The organism is Caballeronia sp. ATUFL_M2_KS44 (genome assembly GCF_023630965.1).
In the GTDB taxonomy this organism is placed as follows: Bacteria; Pseudomonadota; Gammaproteobacteria; order Burkholderiales; family Burkholderiaceae; genus Caballeronia; species Caballeronia concitans.
Map to the genome: position 1 here is coordinate 766,757 of NZ_JALQEA010000039.1, position 14,086 is coordinate 780,842.

Sequence of the window (14,086 nt, forward strand, 5' to 3'; positions counted from 1 at the left end):
CCTCATTGCGCTTCGTACGAAGCACCGATACCGCGCATCTGCGGATGCGTGCCGTGCTTGTCCGTCACATGCTCCGCGCGGCTCAGCTTGCGCAGGATCACGTAGAAGACCGGCGTCAGCATCAAACCGAACAGCGTCACGCCCAACATGCCGAAGAACACCGCGACGCCCATCGCATGACGCATTTCCGAGCCCGCTCCCGACGACAACACGAGCGGCACCACGCCCATGATGAATGCGATGGACGTCATCAGAATCGGACGCAGACGCAGACGGCTTGCTTCAATCGCAGCCTGCACGATGGAACGGCCCTGCATTTCCAGCTCGCGTGCGAACTCCACGATCAGAATCGCGTTCTTCGCGGACAAGCCCACGAGCACCATCAAGCCGATCTGCGTGAAGATGTTGTTGTCGCCATCCGTGAGCCATACGCCGAGCAGCGCCGACAAAATGCTCATCGGCACGATGAGGATGACCGCGAGCGGCAACGTCAGGCTTTCATACAACGCAGCGAGCACGAGGAACACGAGCAGCACGCTGATCGGGAACACCCACAGTGCAGCGTTGCCCGCGAGAATCTGCTGATACGTGAGGTCGGTCCATTCGAACTTGATCCCGCGCGGCAGCACTTCAGCCGCGATGCGTTCCGCTGCCGCCTGTGCCTGACCCGACGAATAACCCGGCGCAGGACCGCCGTTGATATCGGCCGCCGTATAGCCGTTGTAGCGCACCACCATTTCCGGGCCATACGTCGGCGTCACTTTCACGAGCGAGGAAAGCGGCACCATGTCGCCATTTGCGTTGCGGGTCTTCAACAGGCCAATGTCCTCGGGATTCGCGCGGAACGGCGCGTCCGCCTGCACACGCACCTGATACACGCGTCCGAAACGATTGAAGTCGTTCACATACAGCGAGCCGAGATAGACCTGCATCGTGTCGAACACATCGGTCACGGAGACGCCCAGTTGTTTCGCTTTCACGCGATCCAGATCCACGTTCAACTGCGGCACGTTGATCTGATAGCTCGAGAACGTCGGTCCCAGTTCAGGCGTTTGCGATGCGCGCTTGATGAAGGCTTGCGTGGCATCGGCGAGTGCGGCGTAGCCTAGCGCACCGCGATCTTCCAACTGCATCTTGAAGCCCCCGAGCGTCCCGAGGCCCAGCACCGGCGGCGGCGGGAACACCGCGATGAACGAGCCCTTGATGCCCGCATACTTCTGGTTCAACGCACCGGCGATGGCATTGGCCGAGAGCGCCTTGTCTTTCACGCGATCCTTGAAAGGCTTGAGCGTGACGAACACAATGCCCGCGCTCGACGAATTCGTGAAGCCGTTCACCGACAAGCCTGGAAACTCCACAGCGCTTTCCACGCCCGGCTGCTTCAGCGCGATATCGCTCATCTGGCGAATCACGCCTTCCGTGCGATCGAGCGATGCGCCATTCGGCAACTGCGCGAAGCTGATCAGATACTCCTTGTCCTGCGCGGGCACGAAGCCGCCCGGCACGATCTTGCCCATCAGCACCGCGCCGCCGAGCAGCACCGCATAGATGACCATCATGACCGCCTTGCGGTTGATGACGCTCTTCACGCCCTTGCCGTACGCATCCGATCCGCGATGAAAGACCTTGTTGAAGCCGCGGAAAAAGCCGCCGAACACGCGGTCCATGCCACGCGTGAGCCAGTCCTTCGGTTCGTCGTGACCCTTGAGAAGCAGCGCCGCGAGTGCCGGCGAAAGCGTCAGTGAGTTGAACGCGGAGATCACCGTCGAGATGGCGATGGTCATTGCGAACTGCTTGTAGAACTGGCCCGTGAGACCGGACATGAACGCGAGCGGCACGAACACGGCAACGAGCGTGAGCGCAATCGCGATAATGGGTCCGCTCACTTCGCGCATGGCCTGATACGTGGCATCTCTCGCCGATAAACCCGCCTCGATGTTGCGCTCCACGTTCTCGACGACGACGATCGCGTCGTCGACCACGATACCGATGGCGAGCACCATGCCGAATAGCGAGAGCGCGTTGATCGAGAAGCCGAACGCGAGCAGGAGCGAGAACGTCCCGACGATCGACACCGGCACTGCAAGCAGCGGAATGATCGAAGCGCGCCACGTCTGCAGGAACACGATCACCACGAGCACGACGAGCGCAATCGCTTCAACGAGCGTATGAATCACTGCCTCGATACTCGAACGCACGAATTGCGTCGGGTCATAGACGATCTGATATTCGAGGCCCGCGGGCATGTCGGCCTGCAGTTCCTTCATCGTCTTGCGCACTTCATCGGAGATCTGCAGTGAGTTCGCGCCCGGCTGCTGGTTGATCGCAATCGCAACCGCCGACTTGTTGTCGAGCAACGAACGCAACCCATATTCGGATGCCGCGAGTTCGACACGCGCGACATCGCTGAGATGCGTGACGGCGCCATCGGGCGAAGTCTTCAGCACGATATCGCGGAACTCCGACTCGTTCTGCAAGCGTCCGCGCGCATTCACGTTCAGTTGCAACGGCACGTTGGGCAGCGTGGGCGATCCGCCGATCACACCCGCCGCGACCTGCACGTTCTGCTCGCGAATGGCGTTGACCACATCGGTCGCCGTCATGCCGCGCTGCGCGACCTTCTGCGGGTCGAGCCATACGCGCATCGAATAGTCGCCCGATCCCCACAACTGCACTTCACCCACGCCCGCAATACGTTCCAGCCGATCCTTGACGTTGATGAGCGCGTAGTTGCGCAGATACGTCATGTCATAGCGGCCGTTGGGCGAGTTCAAGTGCACGACCATGGTGAGCGTCGGCGATGACTTGATCGTCGTGACGCCGAGACGCTGCACGTCCTGCGGCAAGCGCGGCAATGCCTGATTCACGCGGTTCTGCACGAGCTGCGTGTTCTTGTCCGGGTCCGTGCCGAGCTTGAACGTCACGGTCGTGGTGAGGTTGCCGTCGCTATTCGCCTGCGACTGCATGTACAGCATGTCTTCCACGCCGTTGATCTGCTCTTCGAGCGGCGAAGCCACGGTCTCCGCAATCACCTTCGGATTCGCGCCGGGATATTGCGCGTGCACGACGACCGATGGCGGCACCACTTCCGGATACTCGGAAATAGGCAACTTGAACATCGCGATGATGCCCGCCAGCAGCACGACCACCGATAGCACGCCCGCGAAGATCGGGCGGTCGATGAAGAATTTGGATATGTTCATGACGAGTTCTTTCCGTTGCGGATCGCGCGCATTACTGCGCCGACGCCGTCTTCACGACGGGCGCGTCACCGCTGTTGTTCATCGCGACGCCATTGACCTTCACGACATCGTTCGGGCGCACGCGCTGCAAGCCGTTCACGACGATGCGCTCGCCCGATGCAAGTCCCTTCGCAATCACGCGCAAGCCGTCATGCGTTTGCCCGAGCGTGACTTCGCGGTACTGCACGCGGTTGTCCTTGTCGACGACCATCACGTACTTCTTGTCCTGATCGGTGCCGATAGCGGCATCGTCGATGAGCACCGCCGGATGCGGCGTGCCGCCGCCGACCTTGATGCGCGCATAGAGACCCGGCACGAGCGAGCCATCGGGATTGTTGAAGCGTGCGCGCACGCGAATGGTTCCGGACGTCGTGTCGAGTCGGTTATCGACGGAATCGACGACGCCTTCGCGCGAATAACCGTCTTCATTCGCAAGGCCGAGCGACACCGGCACCGTGTTGCCCGCATCGCGGCCGAGATAGCGCAAGTAAGTTTGTTCGTCGACATCGAACGATGCATAGATCGGCGATACCGAAACGAGCGTGGTCAGCAAAGGCGCGTTCGCACCCGTCGACACGATGTTGCCGACAGTGAGTTCCGCACGCGACACGCGCCCCGACACAGGCGCCGTGATATGCGTGTACGCGAGATTGATCTTCGCGGCTTCGAGCGCGGCCTGCGCGGCCTTCAGGTTGGCGACGGCCTCGCGCGCGGCGTTCTGCTTCTCGTCGTAATCGCGCTTGGCGATGGCGTTATCCGCGAGCAGACGTTCGGCGCGCGCGGCATCCGTCGATGTGTAGCCGTTGCGCGCCTGCGCCGCTGCGAGCTGCGCCTGTGCGCGATCGACTTCGGCTTCATACGGACGCGGATCGATGGTGAAGAGCGCATCGCCCTTCTTCACGAGCGCGCCGTCCTTGAAATGCACCGCGACGATAGTGCCCGGCACGAGCGGGCGAATGTCCACGTGATCGACTGCTTCGAGCCTGCCGGAGTAGCTTTGCCAGTCGGTGATGGTCTTCGAAATAACGGTCGCGACATCCACTTCGGTGGCGGTCGGGCTGTGCGCGGCGGCTTTGGCCTCGTTGATGGCCGCGTCGCCGTGGCCGCGCCAGGCGGTATAGCCGCCCGCGCCGGCGATGACCAACGCAGCGCCTAGCGCGGCGTAGATGCGTTTGCGATTGAAGAACATGATGGAAGCTCCGGTTGCGTTGAGATTGTTTTTTTATGGTGCGTGGGCCTGGCGCTTATTTGGTGCGCGCCAGCCGCTTTCTGAAAAAGGCGACGACATCGGCCAGGGCATCGGGATGCGCGGCGAGCGCGTGATGCGATGCCTTGCAATGCCGCGTGACTTCGGTCGGCACGCCCGCCGAAATGAGTTCGGCTGCGTATTTTTCGGCCTCGATATGCAGCAGGTCATGCTCCGCGCTCGCGATCAATGCAGGAGGCAGGCCATGCAGACGACGCGACTCCAGCGGCGCCGCATACGGATGCAGACGTTGCGACGGATTCGGCAAATACGCCCGATAGCAGCGCGCGCATTCGCTCAGTTCCAGATCGGGGCACAGGACCTTGCGTTCATCGGCGACGCGCGTCATGCTCGGATCGAGCAGCGGCGCGAGCAGCGCTTGCGCGGACATGCGAATATCGCCGCGATCGCGTGCGATGGCCGCCACGCAAGTCGCGAGATTGCCGCCCGCGTCATGGCCCGCGATGCCTATGCGCTGCGGGTCGGCGCGTTGTCCGCGTGCATGCGCCACGGCCCATTGCGCCGCGCGATAACCGTCTTCGGGCGCCGCGGGAAACGGAAAGTGGGGTGCAAGCGAATAGCCGACCGACACGACCCACGCAGGCGTATCGCGTGCGATGGTGGCGGCGGCGATGTCGGCGTCGTCGAGTGTGCCGTGTGTAAAGCCGCCGCCGTGAAAATAAAGGACGATGGGCAAGACCGTGCCGTCCGACGCGGGGCGATAGCTGCGCAGCATGATGGGCTGCACATGCCCCGCAATGCGCACCTCTTCGATGCACAGTCTCGGGCCTTGCTCCAAATCCAGCAGTGATGCCATGGTTATTTCCGTGCACGGCCCTGAATGTCGGGCCGTCACGCGTAAGTTGCGATGGTGCGAATTCTGGAGTCCACGCCTTTTTTAATAAATGCCTATAATCCGGCAACACAATTCGGTGACCCCGAACAATCAATCGCTTAAGCCATGCGGCGAATCTCTTAGCCAGCCGCTTAAAACTCTCTGCCTCACTTCAGCATCGAAGGGACGAACATGGATCGGCTCCAAGCAATGCAGGTCTTTACCCGCGTCGTCGACACCAACAGCTTCTCGCGCGCAGCGGATACGCTGAATTTGCCGCGTGCATCGGTGACGACGATCATTCAAAACCTCGAAGCCTTTCTCAACGTGCGGCTGCTTCAGCGCACCACGCGCAGGCTCAATCTCACTCCAGACGGTGCAGCGTATTACGAGCGCTGCGTGCGCATCCTCGCGGATATCGAGGAAGCCGAGAGTACGTTTTCGAACAACGGCAAAGGGCCACATGGAAAATTGCGCGTGGATATGCCGGGCGCGATCGGGCGGCTGATCGTGATGCCGCAGCTATGCGATTTCCACACGCGCTACCCCGATATCGAACTGATGATGGGCTTCGGCGACAAGCCCGTCGATCTCATTCAGGAAGGCGTCGATTGCGTGATTCGCGTGGGCACGCTGCAGGATTCGAGTCTCGTCGCGCGGCGCATCGGCGTATTTCAGGGCGTGACGGTGGCGAGCCCGCACTATCTCGAACGCAACGGCACGCCCGGGACGCTCGACGATCTGCAAAACCATACGGCAGTGAATTATTTTTCGAGCCGCACGGGACGCATCATGGACATGGATTTCGTCGTGGACGACGAGACCATCGAAGTGAAGATGCGCGGCATGATCGCCGTGAACGATGCCGAAGCGTATTTGAGCTGCGGACTCAAGGGCGTGGGCATCGTGCAAGTGCCGCGCTTCATGGCGCTGCCGTATTTGCGTTCGGGCGAACTCGTGGAATTGCTGCCGCAATGGAGTCCGCTGCCGATGCCTATTTCCGCGGTGTATCCGCACAATCGCCATTTGTCGCCGAAAGTGCGCGTGTTCGTCGACTGGGTCGCGGAATTGTTCGAGCGCTGCCCGCTGCTGCAAGGCCAGAAGGAAGCGGAAGAGCGCTGCCTGCCGACGAGCACCGCATCGCCGATGGTCGTGCGTCACGGCACGCCCGAAGTCGCGGGCACGGCAGACGTGGTGGTTTGAGGATTATTCGTCGATATCGATAAATCTATTCGCGGATCGGACATTTATCCGCCGCGACGACGCGACTACATTTCGTCCTGCCACGGCGCATCCCGATCAGTACCGGATGCGCCGTATCCCGAAGGATCGAAAGGAGTCGCACATGAAACGCTATCTGGTTACGAGCCTCTCGCTCGCCGCAGTGTCCGCCGTTATTTCAAGCGCCGCGTTCGCGGAAGGCGGTCAGGGAATCGGCCGTGCGGGAACGTATCTCACGCCCACTCAAACGACTGCGAGCGCAAGCGAAGCGCCCAAGACGCGCGCGCAGGTACGCGCCGAGCTTGCAGCGGCCTATTCGAATGGCTCTTTGCCGGCGCTCAACCGCAATACGTATCCCGCGCGCAGCATGTGGGGCGATGCCGTCGCCGCGCAATCCGAAGCACGCAATCGCGCGATCGTCGATTATGCAAACGGCTCGGCGGTGCAAACGAATCTGACATCGCGCTGATTCGTTCGGCATTCTAATCAATTGAAGTGAGCTAAAAGCATGTTCGAAATCGACACCGCACTCGAGCAATTCTCTCTGCTCGATGATTTCTCTTCGTACACGCCCGTGTGGCGGCCCTTCGTGGAGCATGCGCAAAACGATGCCCACGAATACGCCGGCAACGAGCATCGCGAAGGTCTTTAAGAAGTCACTTCCACAGCCGTCAACGCGCGTTCTATCACGCCCGCCAGCTTTCCGAAGGCGGGCGCGATTTCATGATTCGGCACGCATGCATAGCCGAGCATCAAGCCTCTGAGCGCGGCGTCGCGATTCATGTAGTAATTCACGAGCGGCCGCGTGACGACGCCATTCGCGAGCGCATCGTCGGCGATGGCGACATCGTTCGCGCTACGCGGCAATTCCAGCACGAAATGCAGCCCCGCTTCGTCGCCGCGCACGGCGAGCGTGTCGCCGAAACGCGCGTTGATCGCGTTGATGAGTAACTCGCGGCGTTCGCCATAAAGCCCGCGCATGCGCCTCACATGCGAAGTGAGATGGCCATCGAGAATGAATTCCGTCAGCACCGCTTGCTGCATCAATTGCCCTTCGCGATAAAGCTCGGCAATGCCGGTGCGAAACGTATCGACGAGATTGTCCGGCACGACCATATAACCCATGCGCAAGCCGGGAAACAACATCTTGCCGAGGCTGCCGACGTAGATGGTCTGCCCCGAATCGTCGAGTCCCTGCAGCGATGACAGCGGCCGGCTACCGTAGCGAAACTCACTGTCGTAATCGTCTTCGATAATCCACACGCCGTGCTGCCGCGCGAATTCGAGCAGCGCACGACGCCTCGCGAGACTCATCACCATGCCGAGCGGATATTGATGCGACGGCGTCACGAGCGCGATGCGCGGCGGCGCGGCCATGTCGCGCGCGGTGGGATTGAGGCCCTCGTCATCGACGGGCACCGGCACGAGCGTCAGCCCCGACGATTGCAGCACGCTGCGCACGCCCCAGTAACACGGCTCTTCGACCCACGCGCGGTCGCCGGTATCGGTCAGAAGTCGCACGGTCAGATCGATCGACTGATGAATGCCCGTCGTGATGATGATCTGGTCCGGCGTGCATTTCACCGAGCGCGCGACGCGCAGATAGTCCGACAGCGCACGCCGCAGCGGCCGGTAGCCGCCGCCCGGCGCATACGTCAGCAGTTCGGGACTCGCGCGCTTCCAGAGCCGCGACTGCAGACGGCTCCACGTACGCGACGGAAACTCGGCGACATCCGGCACGCCCGGCATGAACGCGCCCCACTGCTTCGGCGAGACGCCCGCCTGCGCGATCAGCCGTTCGCCGCGCTTCGAAATGATGCACGGCTTGCGCGGCGGTTCATCGACCGGCTCCTGCTTTTTGCGCGACGCGGCGCCGTCGCTCGGGGCGGTATCCGCGACATAGGTGCCGCTGCCGGTCGTCGACGTCACATAGCCTTCGGCCGTCAGCTGGTCGTAAACATGGAGCACCGTGTTGCGCGCGATGCCGAGATCGCCGGCGAGCGTGCGCGAACTCGGCAGCTTGGTTCCGGAGGCAAGCTGCCCGGTCAAAATGGCCTGCTGCATCAGATCGAGCAATTGCCGGTAGACCGGTTCGGCGAGCGTCCGGTCGAGCCGCGTGCTCAGCCAGTCCGCAAGGATGATGGTGTCCAAAGCCTTTCCCCCGAAGCCGGAGCCGCGCGCGCAATGGCCCGAAGTGGCTCCCAGATGAATATTGAAATGGCTCCCCATTGTAGAACCGTCGCGAGCTATAGTTAGCAGAGGCAGTGGAAAAAATTTCCGGGGCCGCGCGCCGTTTCAATGGTTCGTTGAGGCCGCCGCGCATCAGGGCACACGCATTCGGCTTTCCGAAGGAGACACGGAAGATGAAATCCGATCAGGTGATCGTCAGCTTTCGCGGCGTCCGCAAGACCTATGACGGCGAAACGCTCGTCGTCAAGTCTCTGGACCTCGACATCTATCAGGGCGAATTCCTCACGCTGCTCGGGCCGTCGGGCTCGGGCAAGACCACGTGCCTCATGATGCTCGCGGGCTTCGAATTCCCGACCGGCGGCGAGATCTGGCTCGACGGCAAGCTGCTCAACAAGGTGCCGCCGCACAAGCGCGACATCGGCATGGTGTTTCAGAACTACGCGCTCTTTCCGCATTTGTCCGTGCAGCAGAACGTGGAATATCCGCTCACGGTGCGCAAGATGTCCGCCGAGGAGCGCGCGCATCGCGTGAACAACGCATTGAAGATGGTGCGCATGGAGAGCTTCGCGAAGCGTTATCCGGCGCAGCTTTCGGGCGGGCAACAGCAACGCATTGCGCTGGCTCGCGCGCTCGTGTTCGAACCCAAGCTCGTGCTGATGGACGAGCCGCTCGGCGCGCTCGACAAGCAACTGCGCGAGCACATGCAATACGAACTGAAGTCGCTGCACGAGAAGCTCGGCGTCACGTTCGTCTACGTCACGCACGATCAGGGCGAGGCGCTCACCATGAGCGACCGCGTCGCCGTGTTCGACAAAGGCATCGTGCAGCAGCTCGATACCGTCGATCACCTCTACGAAGCGCCTTGCAACGAGTTCGTCGCGAACTTCATCGGCGATAGCAACCGGCTGCGCGGCACCATCGAGCATGCTCACGGCGATTACTGCGAGATCCGGCTCGCGGACGGCACGCGGCTCTCCGGCCTGAACGTCGCGCGGGCGACTGCGGGCGCGTCCGCCGTCGCGTGCATCCGCCCGGAGCGCATGAAGCTCGCGGCCCGCGACGGCATCGACGGTGCCAATGGCCACACCAACGCGCTCGCGGGCGAAGCGAAGAGCCTCATCTATTTCGGCGATCACGTGCGCATGCGTTGCGGCGTGCGCGAACAGGACGAATGTTTCGTCAAGGTGCCGCTCGGCACGCAGGCGCTCGAAGGCTTCACGCCCGGCGCGCCCATCGCCCTCGAATTCGCGCCCGAGCATTTGCGCGTGTTCGCGTGACGCGCGTCACCGGCATGTGCGCGAGCAGGCCGTTCATCCCGCAGTCCATCGATAAAACCAAGCAGACAGAGGAAACCATCATGAGGAAGTTCGCGTTGTGTTCCATGGCGGCGGCGGCCGCGCTCGTGTGCGCGTCGGGCGCATCGGTCGCGTTGGCGGCGGAAATCACGGTCGTCAATTTCGGCGGGGCGAATGGCGACGCGCAGAAGGTCGCGTTCAATCAGCCGTTCGAAAAGTCGACCAACAACAAGGTCACGGCCGTGGAATACAACGGCGAGCAGGCCAAGGTCAAGGCGATGGTCGAAGCGAAGCACGTCAACTGGGACGTGGTGGAAGTCGAATCGGGCGATCTCGGGCGCGGCTGCGACGAAGGTCTCTACGAGAAGCTCGACTGGTCAAAGATCGCGAAGAAATCGGAACTCGTGCCCGAGTCGCCGCAAACGTGCGGCGTCGGCTTCTTCGTCTGGTCGACGGCGCTGGCCTATAACGCCGACAAGCTCAAGAGCGCGCCGGCTAGCTGGGCGGACTTCTGGGACACGAAGAAATTCCCCGGCAAGCGCGGCATGCGCAAGGGCGCGCGCTACAACCTCGAATTCGCGCTGATGGCCGACGGCGTCGCGCCCAAGGACGTCTACAAGGTGCTCCGCACGAAGGCGGGCGCGGATCGCGCGTTCAAGAAGCTGGATGAACTGAAGCCGAATATCCAGTGGTGGGAAGCGGGCGCGCAGCCGCCGCAGTTTCTCGTCGCGGGCGATGTCGTGATGTCCACGGCGTATAACGGCCGTATCGACGCGGCGCGCAAGGAAGGCAAGAACCTGAAGGTCGTGTGGAACGGCAGCATCTACGACCTCGATTACTGGGCGATTCCGAAGGGCTCGCCGAACAAGGACGTGGCGACGCAATACATCGCGTATTCGGTGTCGCAGAAGCCGCAGCAGGTGTATGCGCAGAACATCGCGTATGGTCCGGTCAACAAGGCTGCGATCACCGCGCTCGACGCGAAGACCCAGGCCGACATGCCGAACTCGCCGTCCAACGCGAAGAACGCGGTGTTGCAGGACATGGCGTTCTGGACCGATCACGGCGACGAACTGGAACAGCGCTTCACGGCGTGGGCAACGAAGTAAGCGATTGACGGCGGTCCGAAGGCCGCGCTTTTCACGAAGCGCGGCCTCGCTACCGACAAGCATGGAGACACCAGCGTGAACACCATCACGATCGCCGCAGACGATTCACGCGAATCCACCGCGCGCCTGAAACACGAGCTGAAAATCGCCGACGCGAAGAAGCGCGCGATGGCGCTCGCGCTCATCGCGCCGCTCGCTATCTTTCTGTTCCTGATTTTCGTCGTGCCGATCGGCGCGCTGCTCACGCGCGCCATCCAGAATCCGGAAGTCGCCAACGCGCTGCCGCATACCGGCGCGGCGCTCGCCGGCTGGGACCGCAAGGCCGCGCCGCCGGACGCCGCGTATGCCGCGCTCGCGCAAGACCTGACCGCCATCCAGGACGGCGATTCCATGGGCGCCCTCGCCCGCCGCCTCAACACGGAGATTCCCGGCTATCGGTCGCTCGTGGCGAAAACCGCCCGCGCGATGCCGCTCACCGGCGACGACGGCAAGGCGCTCCCGCCGCCGCAAGTGCGCGCGAAGATCATCGAAATCGACGAGCGATGGAACGATCCGGCCTACTGGCAAGCCATCGCCAAGAACGCGGGCCGGCTGTCGCCGTTCTATCTACTGGCGTCGCTCGATCACAAGCAGGACGGCTTCGGCAGTGTCGTTCACGCGGACCCGGACCAGTCCATTTACCTCAACGTCTTCGGGCGCACGTTCGTCATCGGCTTCGCGGTGACGTTCTTCGCGCTGCTGCTCGGCTATCCGCTCGCGTACTGGATCTCGACGCTGCCCGCACGCCGCGCGAATCTCGTCATGGTGCTCGTGCTGATTCCGTTCTGGACGTCGGTGCTCGTGCGCGTCGCCGCGTGGATCGTGCTGCTGCAAAGCGAAGGGCTCGTGAACAAGGCGCTCATGGGCAGCGGGGTGATCGGCTCGCCGCTTTCGCTGCTCTTCAACCGCGTGGGCGTCTACATTTCGATGACCCACATCCTGCTGCCCTTCATGATCCTGCCGCTGTACAGCGTGATGAAATCCGTGCCGCCCACATATCAGCGCGCGGCGGTTTCGCTCGGCAGCCATCCGTTCGCCGCGTTCTGGCGCGTGTATGTGCCGCAGACGTATCCGGGCATCGGCGCGGGCGTGCTGCTCGTGTTCATTCTGGCAATCGGCTACTACATCACGCCCGCGCTGCTCGGCGGGCCGAACGATCAGATGGTGAGCTACTACATCGCCTATTTCACGAACGTGACGATCAACTGGGGCATGGCGTGCGCGCTCGGCGCGCTGCTGCTCGCCGCGACGCTCGTGCTGTATGTGGTCTATGGGCGCTTCACGCGCTCGAACGTGAGTCTGGGGTAAGCACGATGAAACTCGCCAAGCCGCTGTTCGCGCCGCATACGTCCGTCGTCGAGCGCATCTGGTACTTCGCGCTGCGCATCATCTGCGTGCTGACGCTGCTCTATCTGATTCTCCCGGTGCTGGCCATCGTGCCGCTGTCGTTTTCGTCGAGCACGTTCCTCGTCTATCCGATTCCCGGCTTCTCCATGCGCTGGTATCACAACCTCGTCATGTCCGACGAGTGGCGCATGGCGGCGAAGAACAATTTCATCGTGGCGCCCTCGGCCACCATCGTCGCGACGATCTTGGGCACGCTCGCGGCCGTCGGCCTGACGAAGGCCAACTTCGCGGGCAAAAGCCTGCTGATGGCCGTGCTCATCTCGCCGATGATCGTGCCGGTGATCGTCGTCGGCGTCGGCATGTATCTGTTTTTCGCGCCGCTCGGCATCGCGAACACGTATTTCGGGCTGATTCTCGCGCACGCGGCGCTCGGCGTGCCGTTCGTGGTGACGACCGTCGGCGCGACGCTGCAGAACTTCAACACGAACCTCGTGCGCGCGAGCCAGTCGCTGGGCGCGAATCCGCTCACGACGTTCTTCCGCGTGACGCTTCCGGTGATCGCGCCGGGCGTGATTTCGGGCGCGCTCTTCGCGTTCGCGACATCGTTCGACGAAGTGGTCGTCACGCTGTTTCTTGCGGGCGCGGATCAAACGACGCTGCCCCGGCAAATGTTCACCGGCATTCGCGAAAACATCAGTCCGACGATCGCCGCGCTGGCGACCATCCTGATCGTGTTTTCGACGAGCCTGCTGCTCGCGCTGGAGTGGTTGCGCGGGCGCGCGGCGGCGCGGGCGGTGGCGTAAGCGAGTTTTGGAGCGACCTAAATGCATGTCATTTTCATTCGGCATGCCTTCGGTTACTTTTCACATCGCTTACTCGGACAAAAAAACGGTCCGGCGCGGCTTGATCGACATTGCATCCGACAGGCCGCAAACCCTTGTCCATCAAGGCTCCGCGCTAATCGCTGCCTGATTGCCGCGATTATTCGTGCCAACGGGACAGTGTTTTCACCGATGTCGTATTTATCGGAATATGCTTAATGGCGTACGGTCTAGGTCGAGTCAAAGCCTGGAACCATGCCATGACAGCACTTTCGAAACGAGCCGACCCGTGGTCACAAACGGTTCACCAGCTCGAAACGATTCCCGCCGACACCGGCCGCATCGCCCCATCGCAGAAAACCGCACGCGCCGAAAGCGCATTCGTCGAACGCCTGACGCGCGACTGGCATCGCGCGCACCCGCAGCCGTCCAATGACCGACTGCCGTTTCCGCAAGCCATCGTGCGCGTGATCGAGCGGCCGAGCAGCGCCACCGCGCTCGTCTACTGGTCCGATCCCGGCAACTGCCATTACGGCTATCAGGGCTGGCGCGCGACCACGGCGCACGCCGAGGGCGTCTGTTCGTTGTCGGGGATGCCGATCCATCGCGGCGATCAGGTGTATCGCCCGTCGCAGCGCGATCCGAAGCCGCAAAACGCAGCGGCGATGATTCTCGCCGCCGCCATGCCGAAGAACGAGGAAGTCGAAGCCGACGTCCACGGCTAACCCGCCGCCTTCGCTT

The 14,086-nt window shown here is 62.4% G+C and carries 12 protein-coding genes; 8 read left to right on the plus strand and 4 right to left on the minus strand.

Features of this window, described 5'->3' with window-relative positions; all coding sequences use genetic code 11:
• Positions 1-2 precede the first annotated feature (2 nt).
• Genes NCR39_RS18980 through NCR39_RS18990 form a run of 3 tightly spaced genes read right to left on the minus strand, consistent with a single transcriptional unit; the run spans position 3 to position 5,305 of the window.
• Positions 3-3,203: an efflux RND transporter permease subunit gene (locus tag NCR39_RS18980; RefSeq protein ID WP_250453594.1), complete on the minus strand. Its 3,201-nt coding sequence runs from the start codon at positions 3,201-3,203 to the stop codon at positions 3-5.
• 31 nt (positions 3,204-3,234) lie between these two features.
• Positions 3,235-4,431 carry an efflux RND transporter periplasmic adaptor subunit gene (locus tag NCR39_RS18985; RefSeq protein WP_250453595.1) on the minus strand — a complete coding sequence of 399 codons (1,197 nt, stop codon included), beginning with the start codon at positions 4,429-4,431 and terminating at the stop codon, positions 3,235-3,237.
• Between the two features lie 55 nt (positions 4,432-4,486).
• A complete protein-coding gene (locus NCR39_RS18990; RefSeq protein WP_250453596.1) occupies positions 4,487-5,305 on the minus strand; it encodes an alpha/beta hydrolase in 819 nt (272 codons plus the stop codon).
• A 210-nt stretch (positions 5,306-5,515) separates the two neighbouring features.
• Between NCR39_RS18990 and NCR39_RS18995 the strand changes: the two genes are divergently transcribed.
• The 3 genes from NCR39_RS18995 (at position 5,516) to NCR39_RS19005 (ending at position 7,196) form a co-directional block, all read left to right on the plus strand.
• Complete coding sequence (locus NCR39_RS18995; RefSeq protein ID WP_250453597.1) at positions 5,516-6,526, plus strand: LysR family transcriptional regulator; 1,011 nt, start codon at positions 5,516-5,518, stop codon at positions 6,524-6,526.
• Between the two features lie 142 nt (positions 6,527-6,668).
• A complete protein-coding gene (locus NCR39_RS19000; protein ID WP_250453598.1) occupies positions 6,669-7,013 on the plus strand; it encodes a DUF4148 domain-containing protein in 345 nt (114 codons plus the stop codon).
• A 39-nt stretch (positions 7,014-7,052) separates the two neighbouring features.
• Positions 7,053-7,196 (plus strand): hypothetical protein, encoded by a 144-nt coding sequence (locus tag NCR39_RS19005; protein WP_250453599.1) that lies wholly within the window; start codon positions 7,053-7,055, stop codon positions 7,194-7,196.
• On the opposite strand, the gene pdxR is transcribed toward NCR39_RS19005, so the two are convergent.
• Entirely contained in the window at positions 7,193-8,695 is a 1,503-nt protein-coding gene (gene pdxR / locus NCR39_RS19010) for a MocR-like pyridoxine biosynthesis transcription factor PdxR (RefSeq protein ID WP_250453600.1), read from the minus strand. The genes NCR39_RS19005 and pdxR overlap by 4 nt on opposite strands.
• Positions 8,696-8,907: 212 nt before the next feature.
• Between pdxR and NCR39_RS19015 the strand changes: the two genes are divergently transcribed.
• From NCR39_RS19015 to NCR39_RS19035, 5 genes are all read left to right on the plus strand, one after another.
• Positions 8,908-10,011, plus strand: coding sequence for an ABC transporter ATP-binding protein (locus tag NCR39_RS19015; protein WP_250453601.1), 1,104 nt, complete (start codon positions 8,908-8,910; stop codon positions 10,009-10,011).
• A 104-nt stretch (positions 10,012-10,115) separates the two neighbouring features.
• Positions 10,116-11,138 carry an ABC transporter substrate-binding protein gene (locus tag NCR39_RS19020; protein WP_502800244.1) on the plus strand — a complete coding sequence of 341 codons (1,023 nt, stop codon included), beginning with the start codon at positions 10,116-10,118 and terminating at the stop codon, positions 11,136-11,138.
• Positions 11,139-11,213: 75 nt separating this feature from the next.
• On the plus strand, positions 11,214-12,485 hold the full coding sequence (locus NCR39_RS19025) for an ABC transporter permease (protein ID WP_250453603.1): 1,272 nt from the start codon (positions 11,214-11,216) through the stop codon (positions 12,483-12,485).
• Positions 12,486-12,490: 5 nt separating this feature from the next.
• Complete coding sequence (locus tag NCR39_RS19030) at positions 12,491-13,327, plus strand: ABC transporter permease (RefSeq protein WP_250453604.1); 837 nt, start codon at positions 12,491-12,493, stop codon at positions 13,325-13,327.
• 278 nt (positions 13,328-13,605) lie between these two features.
• The gene (locus NCR39_RS19035) at positions 13,606-14,070 is read left to right on the plus strand and encodes a DUF3331 domain-containing protein (protein ID WP_250453605.1); all 465 of its coding nucleotides are present in this window, start codon (positions 13,606-13,608) and stop codon (positions 14,068-14,070) included.
• Positions 14,071-14,086 lie beyond the last annotated feature (16 nt).

Bases quoted from the DNA above. Each gene is read 5' to 3' on its own strand.
- NCR39_RS18985 (WP_250453595.1), bottom strand. From the start codon at position 4,431: ATGTTCTTCAATCGCAAACGCATCTACGCCGCGCTAGGCGCTGCGTTG.
- NCR39_RS18990 (WP_250453596.1), bottom strand. From the start codon at position 5,305: ATGGCATCACTGCTGGATTTGGAGCAAGGCCCGAGACTGTGCATCGAA.
- NCR39_RS18980 (WP_250453594.1), bottom strand. From the start codon at position 3,203: ATGAACATATCCAAATTCTTCATCGACCGCCCGATCTTCGCGGGCGTG.
- NCR39_RS19015 (WP_250453601.1), top strand. From the start codon at position 8,908: ATGAAATCCGATCAGGTGATCGTCAGCTTTCGCGGCGTCCGCAAGACC.
- NCR39_RS19035 (WP_250453605.1), top strand. From the start codon at position 13,606: ATGACAGCACTTTCGAAACGAGCCGACCCGTGGTCACAAACGGTTCAC.
- NCR39_RS19000 (WP_250453598.1), top strand. From the start codon at position 6,669: ATGAAACGCTATCTGGTTACGAGCCTCTCGCTCGCCGCAGTGTCCGCC.
- NCR39_RS19030 (WP_250453604.1), top strand. From the start codon at position 12,491: ATGAAACTCGCCAAGCCGCTGTTCGCGCCGCATACGTCCGTCGTCGAG.
- NCR39_RS19020 (WP_502800244.1), top strand. From the start codon at position 10,116: ATGGCGGCGGCGGCCGCGCTCGTGTGCGCGTCGGGCGCATCGGTCGCG.
- NCR39_RS19005 (WP_250453599.1), top strand. From the start codon at position 7,053: ATGTTCGAAATCGACACCGCACTCGAGCAATTCTCTCTGCTCGATGAT.
- NCR39_RS18995 (WP_250453597.1), top strand. From the start codon at position 5,516: ATGGATCGGCTCCAAGCAATGCAGGTCTTTACCCGCGTCGTCGACACC.